Here is a 19,429-nt window from a genome sequence, read left to right as displayed (position 1 = left end):
AGCTTCCCACCGGCGGCGGAGCGGCCGCGTCAGAATCGAAAGGGGCGACAACGTGGCGGATCAGGACAAACCCAAGAGCCCTGACGAGTCCGAACCGGATCCGGAGACGCCCCGCGACGACCCCGATCGAAAGGCGCAGGACGGTCAGCAACCGGCCGAGGACGAGGGCGCCGAGCCCACCTCGCAGGCCGAGGCACCCGAAGCACCCCTGGAGCCCGAGCCGGCGGAAGACACGCAAGCGGCGGGGTCCGAAGACACCACGCCAGCAGAAGAAACGGAGTCGGGTGCCGCCTCCGTCGAGGCCGAACCCGGCGAGCACCCCGAGGCCGGGGATGCCACCGCGCCGGAAGCGCAGGCGCCGCAGGATGATGGCGCCTCCGCGGTCGAGGCGCAGCCCGACGCGGCCGTGGACGATCCGTCCTTCGCCGATTACGAAGCGGCGCCGCGCTCCGCGGAGGAGGATGCCTCGGCATCCGGCATGCAAGATCGCGACGTCGGCGAAGAGGGCGCAGATGCGGCGGCAGAGCCCGCGCAACCCGCCCCCTGGGCCGCAAGCGCCGGCGCCACCGCCGCCGCGACAGCGGGAGGCGCGGTGGCCGACAGTGCGGCCGAACGCAGGGCCGAGACGGGCGCCGGCGGGCGCGAGCCGCCCCAGCGCGAGGTCGTGGTGCGCCGCGGCGGCTTCGTTCCCGCGCTGCTGGGCGGCATCCTGGCGGCCGTTCTGGGCTTCGCCGCCGCGCGCTACGTCGTGCCGGAGGGCTGGCCTTTTCCGGGCACGGCGGGCCCCGATTTCCGGACCGAGGTGCAGACTGCGCTGGATGCTCAGGCAGCGCGCATCGACCAGCTTCAGTCGCAGCTTGCAGACGCGCAGCCGGATCTGACCCCGATAACGGAGCGGCTCGACACGGTCGGCTCCGACCTGGGCGCGCTCTCGACCCGGGTGGACGACCTTGCGGCCTCGACGGGCGGCCAGCTCTCCGACATCGAGGCGCGGCTTTCCGAACTGGAGAAGCGCCCCATGGAGGCCGCCGTTTCGCAAGAGGCGATCGCAGCCTATGAGCGCGAGCTTCAGGCGCTGATGGATCAGGTGGCCGAGCAGCGCGCCGAGATCGAAGAGATCGCCGCAGACGCGATGTCGCGCGAGGAGCAGGCCGCCGAAGCGGCGCGCCGGGCCGAGGCGCTTTCCGCTCTCTCGCAACTGGTCGTCGCACTCGATGCGGGCGAGCCCTACGCCGAGGAACTGGGCGCGCTCGACGCCGCGCTCGAGGGGGCCGTGCCGGAGGCGCTCGCCGCACCGGCCGCCGATGGCGTCGCCACGCTCGCGGAACTGCGCGATCGCTTCCCCGAGGCGGCGCGCAGCGCGCTCGCCGCGGCGCGCGATGCCGAAGACCTCGCGGCCGAGGAACCAGGCGCCCGCGTCACCGCCTTCCTGCGCGATCGACTCGGGGCCCGCTCGGTCGCTCCGCGCGAGGGCGACGATCCAGACGCGATCCTCTCCCGCGCCGAGGCGGCGCTGCGCGCGGGCGAGCTTGGCCGCGCTCTCGACGAGATTGCGGCGCTGCCCGAGACAGCGCAGTCCGAAATGGCGGAATGGACCTCGGCGGCGCGCCTGCGCCACGAGGCGAAGACGGCGGCCGACTCGCTCGCCCAGACGCTCAACGAAGAATAGGGGTTCGCCTAAATGCTCTGGTCCTTGCTGAAGATCCTGTTCTTCGTGGCCGCCGTGGCGGCGATCGCCTACGGCGCGCTCTGGCTGATGGAAGCCGAGGGCGGCGTGCAGATCATCGTCGCGCAGACCGAGTTCACGCTCGGCCCGCTGGAATCGGCGATCGCGCTCGTGGTGCTGCTTGTGGCGCTCTGGCTCGTGCTGAAGCTGTTGTCGCTGCTGATCGCCACGCTGCGTTTCATCAACGGCGACGAAACGGCGCTCAGCCGCTATTTCGACCGCAACCGCGAGCGCAAGGGCCTGAAGGAGCTGACCGAGTCGCTCAACGCGCTCGCCGCAGGCGACGGCAAGACCGCGATGGTCGAGGCCCGCAAGGCGGGCAAGCACCTCAACCGCCCGGAACTGACGAACCTGATCACCGCGCAGGCCGCCGAGGCGAGCGGCGATCACAAGACCGCCGAGCAGGTCTATCGCAAGCTGGTCGAGGACGACCGCACGCGCTTCGTGGGCGTCCGCGGGCTGATGAAGCAGAAGCTCGCCGAAGGCGACACCGAGACCGCGCTGCAACTCGCGCAGCGCGCCTTCGCGCTGAAACCGAAACACGAGGAGACGCAGGATCTGCTGCTGAAGCTTCAGGCCGGCGCGCACGACTGGGCCGGCGCGCGCAAGACGCTCTCGGCCAAGCTGAAGCAGGGCGCGCTGCCGCGCGACGTGCACAAGCGCCGCGACGCGGTGCTCGCGGTCTCGGAGGCGAAGGACGTTATCGACGAGGGCAACGACATCAAGGCGCGTGAGGCCGCGATCGAGGCGAACCGCCTGTCGCCCGACCTGATCCCCGCCGCAGTGATGGCCGCCCGAGGCTACATCGAGCAGGGCAAGGCGAAGAATGCCGCCCGCATCATCACCAAGGCATGGGCCGCGCAACCGCATCCCGAACTCGCGGCCGCCTTCGCCGAGATCCATCCCGACGAATCGCCCCAGACGCGTCTCAAGCGGTTCCAGACGCTGGTGAAGGCGCAGCCCGATCACCGTGAATCGAAGCTCGTGATGGCGGAGCTCAACATCGCGGCCGAGGATTTCCCGGCCGCCCGGCGCGCTCTGGGCGATCTCGTCGAGACGGATCCAGACGTCCGCGTGCTCACCATCATGGCCGCGATCGAGCGGGGCGAGGGCGCCTCGGACGCGGTCGTGCAGGGCTGGCTCGCCCGGGCGGTCACGGCTCCGCGGGGGCCGCAATGGATCTGCGAGAACTGCAACGCCATCCATCCCGAATGGACGCCGGTCTGCGAGAACTGCGGCGCCTTCGACACGCTCGCCTGGACCCGGCCGGCCTCGCAGGAGGTCAGCTCCCCCGCGGGCACGGCGATGCTGCCGCTCGTGGTCGCGCCGCGCGGTGCCGCGGGATCCGTCGAGGCCGGGGAGAGTGCCCCACCGACCGAGGATGCCGCCGGACAGGCCGCGACGGACGACGCCGAAGCGCAAGAACAAGACGCGGACAGCGCCGCCGAGGCCGAACCGGAACCCGCCGAGGAGCGCGACGCCGAGGCGCCCGCCCGCTCAACTTAGGTCTTTCGCCCCGTTGCGAGCGGTGCTAAATGCCGCCGGCACAGGGCCGCAGTAGCTCAGCTGGTAGAGCACGTCATTCGTAATGATGGGGTCGGGGGTTCGAGTCCCTTCTGCGGCACCACTTCGCGCCAACCCGTCGCCGAGGCGCAAGGCTAGCGGGGCATCTCCGGCGGGTTCGCCGCCACCTCCGGATTGAGCCGCCAGACCGACAGGTTCAGCGCTCCGGCCAGCGTCACCCAGACGAGATAGGGCATGAAGAGGGCGCCCGCCCGCCAATCGACCTGCCACAGGGCGAGCATCGTGGCGAGGACTGCGAGCCAGAGCGCGGCCAGAACGCCCATTCCCAGGCGGATTCGCCGCAGGCCGAAGAAGACCGGAGTCCAGAGCCCGTTGAGCGCGATCTGCAGCCCCCAGAGCGCGAGCGCCAGTTGTCCCCCCGGCTGCGAGGCCGCCAGTGCGCCGGCGGCGGCCATGCACAGATAGAGCGTTGTCCAGGCCACGGGGAAGAGCCAGTCGGGCGGCGTCCAGACCGGCTTTTTCAGTTCGCGATACCACGGCCCGGGCGGAAACAGGCCGCCCGTGGAACCGGCCCCGAAACACGCGGCCAGAAGGATCGCGAAGATCACCCAGTCCATTGCAGTGAGCTAGCCCGCCAGCCGGCCTGCATCAAGGTGCGGTGCTGTGCGCGGCGCGTTCAACCCGCGCGGCGCGCGCCTTGTATCAGCCCGCTGCGCCGCTCCAGTTCATGCGCCTTGGCGCGGGCGAGGGTCGCATAGAGCTTGTCGGACCAGTCTCCGGCCGGCGCCTCCGGCGCTGCCGCGGCCTCGACGAGAAAGGCCGTTTCGGGCAGCGGGCGGGCGTAGAGCAGGGGGGAGACTGGCATCAGCAGCGTCGCCGAACTGCGCAGGATCGCGAGGCCGAGCCAGCCGAGTTTCTGACCCTTCGAGGTGATCGCGCGGCCGGTCACGCTGTCATGCCCCGTCGCGGCGATGCGGCCGTTGATCCCGGCATAGATGTAGCGCGCGGCGAAAATGCCGGGGCGGGCGCGCAGCGGCAGCCGCTTCACACCCGCTTCCGAGCGGGCATAAAGCGTGTCCGCTTCGCGGAGCAGCCGCCGCACCAGCGCGCGCAGGGGCGGCGAGGGGCGCGGGGCGGCAAGAAAGGCGTCAGGCTCGATCCCCGCGCCGCCCATCCAGTCGAGCGGCAGGTAGAGCCGACCCTCGCGCGCGTCCTCGCCCACGTCGCGGGCGATGTTCGTGAGTTGCATCGCCACGCCCAGGTCGCAGGCCCGGGCGAGTGCGCCGCGCTCGCGCACGCCCATCAGAACGCACATCATCGCGCCCACGGCCGAGGCCACGCGCGCCGAATAGGCGCGCAGCTCCGACAGCGTGGCGTAACGCCGCTCCAGCGCGTCCCAGGCGAGGCCTTCCAGCAGCGCCTCGGGCAGCGCGCGGGGCATCTCGACCGTCTCGACCATCGCCGCGAAGGCGCGGTCGGTGGGCGCGTTGCGCGGCCGGCCCTCGTAGGCCAGCGCCAGGCGCTCCTGAAGGTCGTCCACCGCGGCGGCCTTCGCCTCCTGAAGGTCCACCTTGTCGTCGGCGAGCCGGCAGAAAGCGTAGAGCGCGAGGGCATGGTCCCGCACGTCGCGCGGCAGAAGGTGCGAGGCCGCGTGGAAGCTGCGCGAGCCGTGGCGGATCGCCTGCGTGCAGTGGTCGAGGTCGCCCGGGGCGATCACGCAGGCACCTCCGCGGGGTCGGGCACCATCTTGTCGAGCACCTCCGCCGAAGAGACGACCCCCGGCAGCCCCGCCCCGGGATGCGTCCCCGCGCCGGCGAGATAGAGGCCCTCGGCCTCCTCGCTGACGTTGTGGGGCCGGAACCAGGCGCTTTGCAGGGTGCGCGGCTCGATCGAGAAGCCGCAGCCCAGCGGCGAGAGATAGCGGTCGCGGAAATCCTCCGGCGTGTAGATGAGCTCGGCCGATAGGTGATCCTCGAAGCCGGGAATGATCCGCTGGAGCTCGGCGGCCACCTTCGCGCGGTAGCTGTCGCGCATCGCGGCCCAGTCCACCGGGTTCGCGTGGCCAAGGTGCGGCACGGGGGAGAGGACATAGAAGGTGTCGCCGCCTTCAGGCGCCACGGTTGGATCGGTGACCGAGGGGCGATGGAGGTAAAGGCTCATGTCGTCGGCAAGGTGCCCGCGCAGGAAGATGTCGCGCAGGAGGCCTTCGTAGCGCGGCCCCGACAGGATCGTGTGGTGCCCCGCGTCTGGCCACATGCCGGCGGTGCCCTTCGTTCCGAAATACCAGACGAAAAGGCCCATGGACCAGCGCCGCGAGGTCAGCTTGCGGTCGGACCAGCGGCGCTTCGGCGCGTTGCGCAGCAACCTTGTGTAGGTGTGCCCCGCGTCCGCGTTCGACACGACGACCGAGGCGGGCAGCACCTCTCCGTCGGTCAGCCGCACGCCCGCTGCCCGGCCCTTGTCGATCACGATCTCGTCGGCCTCGGCCCCGTAGCGGATCAGACCGCCCTGATCCTCGACCACCTTGGCCATGGCATCCGCGATCGCCTGCACCCCGCCGATGGCGTAATGCACGCCGAATTCCTTCTCCAGGTGGCTGACCAGCGCATACATCGAGGTGACGTGCATCGGGTCGCCGCCGATGAACAGCGGATGGAACGACAGCGCCATGCGTAGCCGCTCATCCTTCACTCGCGCGCGGGCCAGGCCCAGAATCGAGCGGTCGGCGCGCAGCACGCCGAATTCCGGCAAGACCTTCACCGTGTCCCAGAGCCGGTGCATCGGCTCGGCCACCATCCCCTCGTATCCCACGACGTAGCGCCGCTCGGCGTCCTTCAGAAAGCGCAGGTAGCCCTTCATGTCGCCGGGCGAGAGGCGGCGCACCTCCTCCACCATCGCTTCGGTCGAGGCGCGGGCGGTGAAGTGCGAGCCGTCCGGCCAGCGGATCGTGTAGAAGGGATCGAGCGCGCGAAGGTCCACGTCCGCGTGGAAGTCGCGCCCGCAGGCGGCCCAGAGCTTTTCGAAGACCTGCGGCACGGTGACGATCGTGGGGCCGAGGTCGAAGCGGTGGCCCTCCGCCTCGATCGACGACCCGCGCCCGCCCGGGCGGTCCAGCCGGTCCAGCACGGTGACGCGATAGCCCCGCGCGCCCAGACGCATGGCGGAGGCGAGCCCGCCAAGTCCGGCGCCGACGATCACGGCATGGGGGGCGGCGGGTGTGCCGCCGGCGACGAGGTTCGGATCGAGGCGTGTCAACATGGCAGCAATGCTACCCCTGTCAGGCTAAGTTGACAATATCGAGATGCTGCGGCCTTTGCACCCCTTCCCTGCCTCGCCCAGTTGTGTAACACATGCCTGACACCTTCGGCCGGAGGGCGGGATCGTGCAGACCGTCAGCCTCAGTTTCTTCCGCTTTCCCAAGGGCTTCGCGCGCGTCTGGGCCTTCACGCAGATGGGCTTCGCGCGCTGGCCCATGTCGCGCCTGCCGGATGTCGGGTTCTGGAAGCTCTGCGGCTCGGGCGTGGGCGAGGGCTTCACCCCCCGGCCGAACTGGAGCGTCTACGCGATTCTCGCCACCTGGCCGGACCTTGAGACCGCCGAGCGGCTGACCGCCGAGGCGCCCGTGTTTCGTCGCTACCACGACCATGCCGGGGAAGCGCTGAGCGTCTTCCTGACGACGACCTCCGTGCGCGGGCGCGGGTCCGGCCGCGAACCCTTCGAGGTGACCGAGGCGCCGCGCCCCGGTCCGGTCGCCGCGCTGACCCGCGCCACGATCCGCCCGTCGAAGGCGCTGCAGTTCTGGGCCGCGGGGCCGGACATCAGCGACGTGATCGGCGCGGACCCCAACGTGCGCTTCAAGATCGGTATCGGCGAGGTGCCGTGGTTCCGGCAGGTGACCTTCTCGATCTGGCCCGACACCTCCACGATGGCCGCCTTCGCCCGCGGCAACGGCCCGCACGGCCGCGCGATCCGCGCCGTGCGCGAGGGCGACTGGTTCTCCGAAGAGCTCTATGCCCGCTTTCGCGTCCGCTCGGTCCGTGGCACATGGGAGGGCCGGAACCCCGTCGCAGACCTGGAGATCGCCGCATGACGCCAGTCTTTCCCTTCTCGGCCATCGTCGGGCAGGAGCAGATGAAGCTCGCCATGATCCTCACGGCGATCGAGCCGGGGCTGGGCGGCGTGCTGGTCTTCGGCGACCGGGGCACCGGCAAGTCCACCGCCGTGCGCGCGCTGGCCGCGCTCCTTCCGCCGATCCGGGTGGTGCAGGGCTGTCCGGTGAACGCAGAAACGCCCGAGGCCGTGCCCGACTGGGCCCTGGGCGTGGGCGAAGAGATCGTGGAAAAGCCCACGCCGGTCGTCGATCTGCCCCTCGGCGTGACCGAGGACCGGGTGACCGGGGCGCTCGACATCGAACGCGCGCTGGTGAGCGGCGAAAAGGTGTTTCAGCCCGGCCTGCTGGCGCAGGCCAACCGTGGCTACCTCTACATCGACGAGGTGAACCTGCTCGAGGATCACATCGTCGACCTGCTGCTCGACGTGGCGCAATCTGGCCAGAACGTGGTCGAGCGCGAGGGGCTCAGCATCCGCCACCCCGCGCGCTTCGTGCTCGTGGGCTCCGGCAACCCGGAAGAGGGCGAATTGCGCCCGCAGCTCCTGGACCGCTTCGGCCTGTCGGTCGAGGTCGCCTCGCCCACGGACATCGACGAGCGGATTGAGGTGGTCCGCCGCCGCGACGCCTTCGAGACCGAGCGCGACGCTTTCATGGCCCATTGGGGCGCCGAGGACGCGAGGGTGCGCGACCGCATCCTCGCCGCGCGCGAGTGCCTGCGCGGGGTCGAGGCGCCCGACGAGGCCCTGCGCGACTGCGCGCAGCTCTGCGTGGCGCTGGGCGCGGACGGGCTGCGCGGCGAACTCACCCTCCTGCGCGCCGGCCGCGCGCTCGCCGCCTACGAGGGCGCGGAGGCGCTGGGGCGGCAGCATCTCCGCCGCGTGGCGCCGCTGGCGCTGTCGCACCGCCTGCGCCGCGACCCGCTGGACGAATCGGGCTCGGGCGCCCGCGTGGCGCGGGTGGTGGAGGAGGTGCTCGCGTGAGCGAGGGCGCGGCGCGCTGGGACCGCGCGCTGCGCGCGCTGACGCTGCTGGCAGTGGACCCGGCGGGCCTGCGCGGCATGGTCCTGCGCGCCCGGGTCGGCCCCGTGCGGCAGAAGTTCGAGGCGCTTGTGGCAGACCTCGGCGGAGAGGCACACCGCATCCACCCCGAGATCGGCGACGCCGAGCTCTACGGCGGCCTCGACGTGACCGCGACGCTCGCCGCCGGCCGCCCGGTGGTGACCGGCGGGCTGGCCGATCGGCCCTGCCGCCTGATCCTGCCGATGGCCGAACGCTGCGCACCCGACCTTGCCGCGCGGCTCGCGCAACTGCTCGACGCCTCGCCGGGCCACAGCCTGATCCTGCTCGACGAAGGCGCCGAAGCAGATGAGCGCGCGCCCGCCCCGCTCTCCGAAAGGCTGGCCTTCACCGCCGACCTCGACGGCATCGGCCGGCTCGAGGCGCGGGGCGAGCTGCCGCATGCGGCGATCGCCGCCGCCCGCGCCCGCCTGCCCCGCATCGCGCTCCCCGACGAGGCCGCCGCCGCGCTGACCGCGCTCGCCGCCCGCTTCGGCATCGACAGCTTGCGCGCGCCGCTGCTCGCCCTGCGTGCCGCCCGTGCGGCGGCCGCGCTCGACGGCCGCGATGCCGTGGCCGAGGACGACATCCGCGAGGCCGCCGAGCTGGTCTATCCGTCCCGCGCGACGCAAGCCCCCGAGCCGCCGCCCGAAGAGGACGACACGCCGCCGCAGGAGCCGCCCGAGCCCGAGGCAGAGACCCCCGACGACGACGGCCAGCTGGGCGATCTGCCCGAGGAACTGCTGGTCGAGGCGGTGGCGGCCCTGCTTCCCCCCGACCTGCTGACCCGGCTGGCCGAGGGCAAGGCCAGCCGCGCCGCCAGGGGCTCCGGCGCGGGCGCGAAGCGGCGCGGCAACCGTCGCGGCCGCCCGCTGCCCTCGCGCCCCGGCCGTCCCGGCGGGCGCGAGCGGGTGGACCTCGTCGCCACCCTGCGCGCCGCCGCGCCCTGGCAGACCATCCGGCGCCGGCACGAGCCCGGCCCGGGCCGCGTGCGCGTCCATGCCTCCGACATCCGCCTGCGCCGCTACGAGGATCGCTCCGACCGGCTGGTGATCTTCACGGTGGACGCCTCCGGCTCGCTTGCCATGACGCGGCTGAACGAGGCGAAGGGCGCCGTCGAACTGCTGCTGGCAGAGGCCTACGCCCGCCGCGACCATGTGGCGCTCATCGCCTTCCGCGGTGCGGGCGCCGAACTCCTCCTGCCGCCCACCCGCTCGCTGGTCCAGACCAAGCGCCGCCTCGCCGCCCTGCCCGGCGGCGGTGGCACGCCGCTCGCCGCCGGGCTTCAGGCCGCCGGCCTGCTCGCCCATCAGGCGCAGGGGCGCGGCCTCTCCCCCCGCCTTGCCATCCTCACCGACGGCCGCGCCAACGTGTCGCTCGAGGGCGCCGGCGGCCGCGCGCAGGCCACCGAGGACGCGGCGCGCATGGCCCGCCTTCTGCGTGCGCAGGGCGTGCCGGCGCTGGTCATCGACACCGCCGCACGCCGCGGCGACGCCGGCCGCACCCTGTCGGACGGCCTCGGCGCCGCCTATCTCGCCCTGCCGCGCGCGGACGCCCGCCGCCTCTCCGGCGCCATCTCGAGCGCCCTGGGGGACTGAATGGACTGGGCGCGCGACCTCTCCAGCTGGCCGCACGCGCAAGCCTCCCGCCGGATCGACCACCCGCCGCACCGCTGGCACCTGCAGGAAATGGGGAAGGGCGACACCCTCCTCCTGATCCACGGCGCCGGCGCCTCGACCCACAGCTGGCGGGGACTGATGCCCGGGCTCGCCGACCGCTGGCATGTCGTGGCGCTCGACCTGCCCGGGCAGGGCTTCACGCAGGCCGGCACCCGCAGCCGCTGCTCCCTGCCGCTGATGTCGGACGACATCGCGGCGCTGGCGGAGGGGCAGGGCTGGCACCCGCGGGCCGTGATCGGCCACTCCGCCGGCGGCGCCATCGCGCTGGAGCTCGCCCGCCGGTTCGACCCTCGGCCCAGGGTCATCGGCATCAACGCCGCGCTGGGCAACTTCGAGGGCGTCGCGGGCTGGCTCTTTCCGATGCTCGCCAAGCTCCTCGCGCTCAACCCCTTCTCGGCCAACCTCTTCACGCTGGGCGGCGCAAGCCTCGCCCGCACGCGGCGTCTGATCGAATCGACCGGGACAACGCTCGGCGACGAGGGGCTCCAGCTCTACGCACGGCTGATCGGCGACCGCAGCCATGTGGACGCCACGCTGCAGATGATGTCGCAATGGCGCATCGACCCGCTCATCGACATGCTGCCCGGCATCGACGCGCCCACGCTCTTCATAACCGGCGACAGGGACCAGGCCGTTCCTCCCGCCACCTCCGAGCGCGCCGCCGCCCGGATGCCCGACGCGCGCGTCGTCCACCTGCCCGCGCTGGGCCACCTCGCCCACGAAGAGAACCCGCAGGCCGTGGCCGACGAGATCGCGCGCTTCCTGGGCTGACACGGACGGTTCACCCTCCGTCCAGTGCTTCTTCTTGGAGACAAATATCCCGGGGGTGAGGCCCGCAGGGCCGAGGGGGCAGAGCCCCCTTTCTCCGGGGCGTCCGCTCCTCGCGCCTCGCGGCGCTCCTCGCGTCCGTTTGGCCGCGAGGACGGCCCGCAAGGGCCGGAAGAGCGGCGCTCAGTCCGGAAACCGCCAGCCGGCCCGTCGCGGCACGCGTACGGCGAGCATCGGCTTGATCCACCGCGTGCGGAAGCGGGTGAGGTCGAGCGCCTCGTGCACGCCCACGGTCTCTTCGCCGTCAAGCTGCGTCCTGACGGCCGAGCGGCAGTAGAACGGTGCATCCAGCATCCCCAGCACCTGCCGGGGCCGATAGCCCGGGTCGGCCCGCGTCTCGCGCTTCACCGCCCAGAGCGAGCGGCGGAATTCGGTCTTGGGGTGCGGCTCCACCATATGCGCGCCGCCGTCGTGGTCGAAGTGGATCGCCTGCGCGAGCGTGCTGCCGTCGAGCCGTGTCGCGTCGTAGAAGCAGGTCGCGCCGCCCGCCGCCGGGAAGCGGCCCCAGGTCCAGTAGGCGAAATCCTCCTCCAGCGCGCGGGTGCCGAAGTTGGCGTCGAAATAGCCGTGGCCCGACCATTGCCAGCCGGGCGCCTCGAGCTCCACCTCGATGTCGGCGTTGGGCGCGAAGGGCCGCCAGAGATGCGACTCGTCGGGCGTCAGAAGCATCTCGACAGAGCTCATCGCCACCGGCGTCACCCGGATCTGACCGCGCACGCGGCTGACCAGCGGCAGCGACGAGATCTCGTTGACGTCGATCACCAGCGCGCCGTCCTGCCAGTGCAGCGCCGAGGGCCCCACGCGGAAGCTGTCCCGCGACGTCCTCAGCGCCTGCCGCCCCCGGTCGGTCATGGTGAAGCGCCCGCCGGGGCCGTAGGTGGCCACGTTGATGCAGACGTGGTTTTCCGGGTCGCGCCGGCCCGACCAGCGGTACCAGGGCGAAAAGACCGACCCTATGAAAGCGATGACCGAGACGGCGCGGGTGCCGTCGTCGCTGATGCCGTCGATGTACCACCAGGCGTAGCCGTTCGGCCCGACCTCGAGGTCGAAGTTCGGGCGCTCAGCATCGCCTCGGCCGCGTGCTTCGCGGAGAGGGTCGCCATCGGCACCCCCGCCCCCGGGTGCGCGCCGCCCCCGGCGAGGTAGAGCCCCTTGATCGTCGTCCGCGCCCGTGGCCGGGCGAGCGAGGCCGTCATCCCCTCCGGGCTCTGGCCGTAGAGCGCCCCGAGCGAGCCTGGAAACAGCGCCTCGAACCCCGCGGGCGTCGTTAGGCTCTCCGCCCCGGGGATCGGATCGAAGCTCAGCCCCATTCGGGCCAGCGTCTCGAAGGTGCGCGTCCTGCATGATCCATACTCCTCGGCCGGGTGCGGCGGCCGCCCCAGCGGCGGCGCGTTGACGATGATCTCGAAGCGTTCGGGCGCCGGCACCGCGGCGGGCGTGCCGCGGTCCTGCGCGCAGACGTAGAGCGTGGGCTCGCGCGGGGGCAGGCCGCTGTGAAGGTATCCCCACTCCTCCGCGTAGTCCGTCGAAAAGAAGACGTTGTGATGGGCAAGCTCTACGCCTGCGGGCTTGGCGGCGAAGGCCCAGACCTGCGCCGAAAGCGCGCGGCCCGCAGTCCGCGTCTGCGGCGCCACCTGCGCCACGTCGGGTCCCAGCGCCCCTGTGGCCAGCGCGCGCGGGTCGCCGTTGAAGAGCACCTGTGCCGCGGGCAGGCGCTTGCCGTCCTCCAGAACGACCGCCCGCACCTGACCCTCCGGCGCGTCGATCCGGGCGACATGCGCGCCGTATCGGAACTCTGCACCGCGGGCCGCGGCCAGCCGTTCCAGCGCGCGCGCAAGCGCGTGCATCCCGCCTTCGACGACCCAGACGCCGCGCGCCTCCGCCTCCCAGATCAGCGCGAGCAGGGCGGGCACGCGGTAGGGCGAGCCGCCGACATAGGTCGCGTAGCGCCCGAAGAGCTGGGCAAGGCGCGGGTCGTCGAACTGCCGCGCCAGTGACTTCGCCAGCGTCGCCTGCGGTGCCATGTCGGCCATCAGCCGCGGCCGGCGCATGACCGTGGCGGCAAGCCGGGGCAGGGCGGGCTCCGCCGCCTGCATCATCGGCGCGTCGAAGGCGGAAAAGAGCCGCCGCGCGCGGGCGGCGAAGGCGCGGAACTGCGCCTCGGCCCGCGCGCCCGCGAAGGCGCCCACCGCCTCGGCGCTGGCCTCTTCGCTGTCGTGGAGGTCGAGCGTGCTGCCGTCCGGCCAGAAATGCCGCGCGAGGATGTGCTGGCGGTGCAGCGTGACGTGATCCTCCAGCCGTTCGCCCAGCGCGGCGAAGAGCTCTTCGAACACGGGCCGCATGGTCAGCACCGTAGGCCCTGCATCGACCGGGCCTGCCACGCTGTCGATCACGCGCATCTTGCCGCCCGGCGCGTCGTGCCGCTCCAGCACGGTAACGGTCCGCCCGGCGGCGGCGAGGCGTGCTGCCGCGGCGAGCCCCGCGATGCCCGCGCCCACGACGATCACGCCCTCGTCGGAGAAATTCCCGAAACTCATGCCGGAATTGTTGACTCGCTCAGGCAAAGTGTCCAGTCTAATTTACACTACGTCTGTAAAGAGTCAGAGACGCATTAACGCAAGCGCCCGCCCGCGCGGCGGACTGAACCCTAGGGAGCGCCCGCATGGACCTTCTCGCGCGGATCGACAAGGCGGTGGCCCGTGCCATCGCGATCGGGCAGGGGGGCACGCCGCCCGCCCGGCTGGCCGAGGCGCTGCACTACGCCACCTCGCCCGGCGGCGCGCGCATCCGGCCCACGATCCTGACCTCGGTGGCGCTGGCCTGCGGCGACGACCGCCCGGCGCTGACCGACGCGGCCGCCGCCGCGCTGGAGCTGATCCACTGCGCGAGCCTCGTGCACGACGACCTTCCCTGTTTCGATGATGCCGAGATCCGGCGCGGCAAGCCCGCGGTGCATCGCGCCTATTCCGAGCCTCTGGCGGTGCTCACCGGCGACAGCCTGATCATCCTTGCCTTCGAGGTGCTGGCGCGGGCGGCGGCGGAAGAGCCGCTGCGCGGCGCACAACTGGTCCTGACGCTGGCGCAGCGCAGTGGGATGCCCGGCGGCATCTGCGCGGGCCAGGGGTGGGAGAGCGAGCCGACCGTGGACCTCGCCGCCTATCACCGCTCCAAGACCGGCGCGCTCTTCATCGCGGCGACGCAGATGGGCGCGATCGCGGCGGGACATGAGCCGGAGCCGTGGTTCGAGCTGGGCGACCGGATTGGCGAGGCCTTCCAGGTGGCGGACGACCTGCGCGACGCGGTCATGGACGAGGACGCACTGGGCAAGCCGGTGGGTCAGGACGCGGCGCATGGACGGCCCAGCGCGGTGGCCGAACTGGGCCTCGAGGGCGCGGCGAAGCGGCTGAAGGACATCCTCGCCGGCGCCATCGCCTCGATCCCCTCCTGCCAGGGCGAGGCGGCGCTCGCGCAGATGGTGCGGATGCAGTCCGAGCGCATCATGCCGTCGGCCGTCCGGCATCTGGCCTGACGTATGGTCGACGTGGCGGGCGAGCGACCCAGGCCGCACAAGCGGCGCAGCCTGTCCACCGCCATCGCACGCCTCGCCGCGCGCCCCGGCTTTCAGCGCTGGGCGGCGGCCTTCCCCCTGACCCGCCGCATGGTGCGGCGCGAGGGTGAGGCGCTGATGGACCTCGTCGCCGGCTTCGTGCAGTCGCAGGCGCTGGCCGCGCTGGTCGAGCTTCGCCTGATCGAGACGCTGATGGAGGGGGCGCAGGGCGCGGCCCCGCTCGCCCGCGCGCACGACATTCCAGAACAGCGAATGCAGGCGCTGTTGCAGGCGGGCGCGGCCATGGGCCTGCTCAAGCGCCGGCGCGACGGCCGCTATGCGGTCACGACCCGAGGCGCGGCGCTCACCGGGGTGCCGGGCCTTCTGCCGATGATCCGGCATCATGGCGCCTTCTATCGCGACATGGGCGATCCGTTGGCGCTGTTGCGGGGCGAGGCCGAGACGGAGCTGGCGCAGGTCTGGCCCTATGTCTTCGGCGGCGATGCGGGAGTCGATCCCGCCACCGCGCACGCCTACTCCGACCTGATGACCCAGAGCCAGGCGCTGGTGGCCGAGGACACGCTGCGACTGGTGTCGCTGAAGGGCGTGCGGCGGCTCATGGACGTGGGCGGGGGCACGGGCGCCTTTCTGCGCGCCGCGGCGGCGAAGGCACCCGACCTCCAGCTCATGCTCGTCGACCTGCCGCAAGTAGTCGACGAGGCGCGGCAGCAGATGGCCACGGCGGGGCTGGAGGCGCGCACGAGCTTCCACCCCGGATCTTTCCGTGACGGGCCGCTGCCCGAGGGCGCCGATGCGATCTCGCTGATTCGGGTGCTCTACGACCACGAGGATGCCACGGTGCGCGATCTGCTGGCGAAGTGCTTCGCCGCGCTCCCGCCGGGCGGGCGGCTCATCGTGTCTGAACCGATGTCCGGCGGTGCCCGCCCGGACCGCGCGACCGATGTCTATTTCGCCTTCTACTGCATGGCGATGCGAACTGGCCGCGCCCGCTCTGCCGAGGAGATCGCAGGCCTGCTGCGTGAGGCAGGCTTCGAGGCGCCGGAAAAACCTGCCGTCCTGCGCCCTTATGTGACGAGCGCGCTTGTGGCGTGGAAGCCCGCGACCGAATTGGCGGAATTGTCGTAAGCAACAATTGACAACAGCAAGTGTAAAGCTAAACTGACACTTGCGTAACCGACAGACGCCGGAGGGCGACTCGCCACCGGCCATGGTCTGGGAGAGAGAGCATGGATACCGCCGCCGTTCTGCTGAACGGTCCCAGGGACCTCCATCTCGGGACAGTGCCGCTCACCGCGCCCGGTTCGGGCGACCTGGTGGTGCGCATCGACCATTCCGGCATCTCCACCGGAACGGAAAAGCTGTTCTACACCGGGCAGATGCCGCCCTTTCCGGGCATGGGCTATCCGCTGGTGCCGGGTTACGAGGCGGCGGGCGAGATCGTCGAGGCCGACCCGGCCACCGGCTACCGCCCCGGCCAGCATGTTTTCGTGCCCGGTGCGAACTGCTTCGACGGGGCCTTCGGCCTCTTCGGCGGCGCGGCGCATCTCCTGGTCACCCAGGCCGACCGCGTCACACCGATCGACGCGGGCTGGGGCGCCGAGGGCGCGCTGCTGGCGCTCGCGGCCACGGCGCGGCACGCAATGGCGGGGCTCGACAAGCGGGTGCCCGATCTGATCGTGGGCCACGGGGTGCTCGGCCGTCTGCTGGCGCGGCTGACCATCGCCGCCGGCGCGCCCGCGCCGACCGTCTGGGAAATCTCCAAGAGCCGCAGCACGGGCGCGGAGGGCTACGAAGTGGTCCGCCCCGAGGACGATCCGAAGCGCGACTACCGCTCGATCTACGACGCCTCCGGCAATGCGGGTATTCTCAACGACCTGATCGGCCGGCTCGAGAAGGGCGGCGAGGTCGTGCTCGCCGGCTTCTACCCCGAGGGCCTCAGCTTCGCCTTCCCGCCCGCCTTCATGAAGGAGGCCCGCCTTCGCGTTGCCGCCGAATGGGCGCGCGAGGATCTGGCCGCGACGCGGGCGCTGGTGGAGTCGGGCGCGCTGTCGCTCGCCGGGCTCATCACCCACGAAGTGCCGGCCGGCCAGGCCGAGACCGCCTACAGGACCGCCTTCGAGGACGAGTCCTGCCTGAAAATGATTCTCAACTGGGAGGATGCGGCGTGAAAGACGACGTGCCGAATCTGAAGGATTTCGACCAGCGACTCCGTGACGAGGCCGCCCAGGAGCCGACGCTCGAGGTGCCGGCCGAGGAGCCCACGAAACACACCCAGATCATCGCGATCTACGGCAAGGGCGGCATCGGCAAGTCGTTCACGCTGGCCAATCTCAGCTACATGATGGCCGAGCAGGGCAAGCGCGTCCTGCTGATCGGATGCGACCCCAAGTCGGACACGACCAGCCTGCTCTTCGGGGGCAAGGCCTGTCCGACGATCATCGAGACCTCGACCGCCAAGAAGCTCGCCGGCGAGGAGGTGAAAATCGGCGATGTCTGCTTCAAGCGCGGCGGCGTCTTCGCCATGGAGCTCGGGGGGCCGGAAGTGGGCCGCGGCTGCGGCGGGCGCGGCATCATCCATGGTTTCGAACTGCTGGAGAAGCTGGGCTTCCACGACTGGGATTTCGATTACGTCCTGCTCGACTTCCTGGGCGACGTGGTCTGCGGCGGCTTCGGCCTGCCGATCGCGCGGGACATGGCGCAGAAGGTGATTGTGGTCGGATCGAACGACCTGCAGAGCCTCTATGTCGCCAACAACGTCTGCTCGGCGGTGCAGTATTTCCGCAAGCTCGGCGGCAACGTCGGCGTGGCCGGCATGGTGGTGAACAAGGACGACGGCGCCGGGCAGGCGCAGGCCTTCGCCGAAGCGGTGGACATCCCCGTGCTCGCCGCGATCCCGGCCGACGACGACCTGCGCCGCAAGTCCGCCTCCTACGAGATCGTGGGCAGCGCCGAGACGCAATGGGGCAGCCTCTTCGCGGGGCTGGCCGAGAACGTGGCCGGCGCGCCGCCGACGCATCCCACGCCGCTCAGCCAGGACGGGCTGCTCGCTCTCTTCGACGGCAAGGACACCGGCGCGGACTTCGTGCTCGAACCCGCCACCGACGAGGACATGCGCGGCAAATATTCCGCGCCGAAGGAGTCGCTGGAGGTCATCTATGACGACGCCTGATCCGCAGGAACAGATCCGCCTCGCGCAACTTCGCCGCCTGGTCGAGACGGCCCGGCCCGAGCAGCTGCGCCGGTTGATGGAGGACATCCGCAAGGCTGCGACCGACGACGGGAGGGCGGCATGACCGACGAGGTGCGCTACGACGACGCCGCGGACGCGGTGGTGATCGAGGGCGAGCGCCGCAGCGTGCCTCAGGGCGATGCGGCACAGGCCACGGGCGCGGACGGTCTTGGCTGCCATTCCGGCGCCGAGATGGAGAAGGCCGCCCGCATGGCCGGCCAGTCCGAGATCCTCGACCAGTATGCCGCGGACTATCCGCAGGGGCCGCACGACAAGCCGCAGAGCATGTGCCCGGCCTTCGGCTCGCTCCGCGTGGGGCTGCGGATGCGCCGGGTGGCGACGATGCTCTCGGGCTCGGCCTGCTGCGTCTACGGCCTCACCTTCGTGAGCCATTTCTACGGCGCGCGGCGCTCGGTGGGCTACGTGCCCTTCAGTTCCGAGACGCTGGTGACCGGCAAGCTCTTCGAGGACATCCGCGACGCGGTCTACGAGATGGCCGACCCCGAGCGCTTCGACGCGATCGTGGTCACCAACCTCTGCGTGCCGACCGCATCCGGCGTGCCGCTGCGGCTGCTGCCCGACGAGATCAACGGCGTGCGCATCGTGGGCATCGACGTGCCAGGCTTCGGCGTGCCGACCCATGCCGAGGCCAAGGACGTGCTCGCCGGGGCGATGCTCAACTACGCCCGTGCCGAGGTGGAGGCCGGCCCCGTCGCAGCGCCCGAGGGCGGGCGCGGGACGCGCCCCACGGTGACGATGCTGGGCGAGATGTTCCCGGCCGACCCGATGATGATCGGGCGGATGCTGGACCCTCTGGGTCTTGCCGCCGGGCCGGTGGTGCCCTGCCGCGAATGGCGCGAGCTCTACGCCGCGCTCGACAGTTCGGTGGTCGCCGCTATCCATCCCTTCTACACCGCCGCGATCCGCGAGTTCGAGGCGGCGGGCCGGCCCGTCGTGGGCTCTGCGCCCGTGGGCTACGAGGGCACGGCAAGCTGGCTCAAGGCCATCGGCGAGGCGCACGGCGTCTCTGCCGAGAAGATCGCCGAGGCGCAGAATGCCGTGCTTCCCGCCATCAAGGGCGCACTGGAAGGCGCGCGGCTCGAGGGGCGGATCACGCTTTCCGGCTACGAGGGCAGCGAGCTTCTCGTCGCGCGGCTCCTCGTCGAGAGCGGCGCCGAGGTGGCCTATGTCGGCTCCGCCTGCCCGAAGACGCCCTGGAGCGCGGAGGACGCCGCCTGGCTCGAGGCGCACGGCGCGAAGGTCAAGTTCCGCGCCAGCCTCGAGGACGACTGCGCGGCGATGGAGGCGGTGAAGCCCGACCTCGCCATCGGCACAACGCCCGTGGTGCAGAAGGCCAAGGAGCTTTCCATCCCCTCGCTCTACTTCACCAACCTGATCTCCGCCCGGCCGCTGATGGGGCCGGCGGGCGCCGGCTCGCTCCAGCAGGTGATGCGCGCCGCGATGGAGAACAAGGACCGCATGGACCACATGAAGGCCTTCTTCCATGGCGTGGGCGAAGGCGACACGGCGGGCATCTGGGAAGGCGCGCCGAACCTGCATCCCGAGTTCGCGGAACGCCACCGCAAGAAGCTCGAGAAGCAGGCGCGCGCCGCCAAGGCGGAGCAGATGATATGAGCGCCGCGGTTCGCAACCAGCCCGTAGGGTGCGTGCTCGCACGCACCCGCCGTAACGGCGCCGGAAGGTGCGTG

Annotated in this window: 17 protein-coding genes and 1 tRNA gene; 13 read left to right on the top strand and 5 right to left on the bottom strand. The window is 71.6% G+C overall.

Annotated elements, in window-relative coordinates:
- The first annotated feature begins 52 nt into the window (after positions 1-52).
- The 3 genes from DRV85_RS11485 to DRV85_RS11475 all read left to right on the top strand — a co-directional run bounded on the left by DRV85_RS11485 (position 53) and on the right by DRV85_RS11475 (position 3,353).
- Positions 53-1,669, top strand: coding sequence for a hypothetical protein (locus DRV85_RS11485; RefSeq protein ID WP_113289614.1), 1,617 nt, complete (start codon positions 53-55; stop codon positions 1,667-1,669).
- A 12-nt stretch (positions 1,670-1,681) separates the two neighbouring features.
- Positions 1,682-3,232 carry a heme biosynthesis protein HemY gene (locus DRV85_RS11480; protein ID WP_113289613.1) on the top strand — a complete coding sequence of 517 codons (1,551 nt, stop codon included), beginning with the start codon at positions 1,682-1,684 and terminating at the stop codon, positions 3,230-3,232.
- 45 nt (positions 3,233-3,277) lie between these two features.
- Positions 3,278-3,353: transfer RNA gene (locus tag DRV85_RS11475), tRNA-Thr, on the top strand.
- 31 nt (positions 3,354-3,384) lie between these two features.
- Here DRV85_RS11475 and tspO read toward each other — a convergent pair.
- The 3 genes from tspO to DRV85_RS11460 are packed head-to-tail and all read right to left on the bottom strand — an operon-like array spanning position 3,385 to position 6,508.
- A complete protein-coding gene (tspO, locus tag DRV85_RS11470; protein WP_113289612.1) occupies positions 3,385-3,867 on the bottom strand; it encodes a tryptophan-rich sensory protein TspO in 483 nt (160 codons plus the stop codon).
- Between the two features lie 59 nt (positions 3,868-3,926).
- Complete coding sequence (gene crtB, locus DRV85_RS11465; RefSeq protein WP_113289611.1) at positions 3,927-4,967, bottom strand: 15-cis-phytoene synthase; 1,041 nt, start codon at positions 4,965-4,967, stop codon at positions 3,927-3,929.
- The gene (locus tag DRV85_RS11460; RefSeq protein ID WP_113289610.1) at positions 4,964-6,508 is read right to left on the bottom strand and encodes a phytoene desaturase; all 1,545 of its coding nucleotides are present in this window, start codon (positions 6,506-6,508) and stop codon (positions 4,964-4,966) included. The genes crtB and DRV85_RS11460 overlap by 4 nt, the downstream gene beginning before the upstream one ends.
- A gap of 121 nt (positions 6,509-6,629) precedes the next feature.
- Here DRV85_RS11460 and crtA point away from each other — a divergent pair, with 121 nt between their 5' ends.
- From crtA to bchO, 4 genes are read left to right on the top strand one after another with little or no spacing between them, the layout of a single operon-like run.
- Entirely contained in the window at positions 6,630-7,340 is a 711-nt protein-coding gene (crtA, locus tag DRV85_RS11455; protein ID WP_113289609.1) for a spheroidene monooxygenase, read from the top strand.
- Positions 7,337-8,341, top strand: coding sequence for a magnesium chelatase ATPase subunit I (gene bchI / locus DRV85_RS11450; RefSeq protein ID WP_113289608.1), 1,005 nt, complete (start codon positions 7,337-7,339; stop codon positions 8,339-8,341). Before crtA ends, bchI begins: the two co-directional genes overlap by 4 nt.
- Complete coding sequence (locus DRV85_RS11445; protein WP_113289607.1) at positions 8,338-10,014, top strand: magnesium chelatase subunit D; 1,677 nt, start codon at positions 8,338-8,340, stop codon at positions 10,012-10,014. Before bchI ends, DRV85_RS11445 begins: the two co-directional genes overlap by 4 nt.
- Positions 10,015-10,866: an alpha/beta fold hydrolase BchO gene (gene bchO / locus DRV85_RS11440; protein ID WP_113289606.1), complete on the top strand. Its 852-nt coding sequence runs from the start codon at positions 10,015-10,017 to the stop codon at positions 10,864-10,866.
- Between the two features lie 180 nt (positions 10,867-11,046).
- On the opposite strand, the gene crtC is transcribed toward bchO, so the two are convergent.
- The gene (gene crtC, locus DRV85_RS11435) at positions 11,047-11,922 is read right to left on the bottom strand and encodes a carotenoid 1,2-hydratase (RefSeq protein WP_113289768.1); all 876 of its coding nucleotides are present in this window, start codon (positions 11,920-11,922) and stop codon (positions 11,047-11,049) included.
- On the bottom strand, positions 11,877-13,460 hold the full coding sequence (crtD, locus tag DRV85_RS11430; protein ID WP_113289605.1) for a 1-hydroxycarotenoid 3,4-desaturase CrtD: 1,584 nt from the start codon (positions 13,458-13,460) through the stop codon (positions 11,877-11,879). Before crtD ends, crtC begins: the two co-directional genes overlap by 46 nt.
- 125 nt (positions 13,461-13,585) lie before the next feature.
- On the opposite strand from crtD, the gene DRV85_RS11425 reads away from it, so the two are divergent.
- The 6 genes from DRV85_RS11425 to bchY all read left to right on the top strand — a co-directional run bounded on the left by DRV85_RS11425 (position 13,586) and on the right by bchY (position 19,355).
- A complete protein-coding gene (locus DRV85_RS11425) occupies positions 13,586-14,452 on the top strand; it encodes a polyprenyl synthetase family protein (protein ID WP_113289604.1) in 867 nt (288 codons plus the stop codon).
- Between the two features lie 3 nt (positions 14,453-14,455).
- The gene (locus DRV85_RS11420; RefSeq protein WP_113289603.1) at positions 14,456-15,616 is read left to right on the top strand and encodes a methyltransferase; all 1,161 of its coding nucleotides are present in this window, start codon (positions 14,456-14,458) and stop codon (positions 15,614-15,616) included.
- Positions 15,617-15,717: 101 nt separating this feature from the next.
- The gene (gene bchC, locus DRV85_RS11415) at positions 15,718-16,659 is read left to right on the top strand and encodes a chlorophyll synthesis pathway protein BchC (RefSeq protein ID WP_113289602.1); all 942 of its coding nucleotides are present in this window, start codon (positions 15,718-15,720) and stop codon (positions 16,657-16,659) included.
- Positions 16,656-17,660 carry a chlorophyllide a reductase iron protein subunit X gene (locus tag DRV85_RS11410; protein ID WP_113289601.1) on the top strand — a complete coding sequence of 335 codons (1,005 nt, stop codon included), beginning with the start codon at positions 16,656-16,658 and terminating at the stop codon, positions 17,658-17,660. The genes bchC and DRV85_RS11410 overlap by 4 nt, the downstream gene beginning before the upstream one ends.
- Complete coding sequence (locus DRV85_RS19185; RefSeq protein WP_158540149.1) at positions 17,647-17,784, top strand: hypothetical protein; 138 nt, start codon at positions 17,647-17,649, stop codon at positions 17,782-17,784. Before DRV85_RS11410 ends, DRV85_RS19185 begins: the two co-directional genes overlap by 14 nt.
- Positions 17,781-19,355 carry a chlorophyllide a reductase subunit Y gene (gene bchY, locus DRV85_RS11405; protein ID WP_113289600.1) on the top strand — a complete coding sequence of 525 codons (1,575 nt, stop codon included), beginning with the start codon at positions 17,781-17,783 and terminating at the stop codon, positions 19,353-19,355. The genes DRV85_RS19185 and bchY overlap by 4 nt, the downstream gene beginning before the upstream one ends.
- Positions 19,356-19,429: the final 74 nt, after the last annotated feature.

The organism is Rhodosalinus halophilus (assembly GCF_003298775.1).
Lineage (GTDB): Bacteria > Pseudomonadota > Alphaproteobacteria > Rhodobacterales > Rhodobacteraceae > Rhodosalinus > Rhodosalinus halophilus.
The sequence above is the reverse complement of the archived record's forward strand: the minus strand, read 5'-3'. Positions and strand labels throughout refer to the sequence as shown.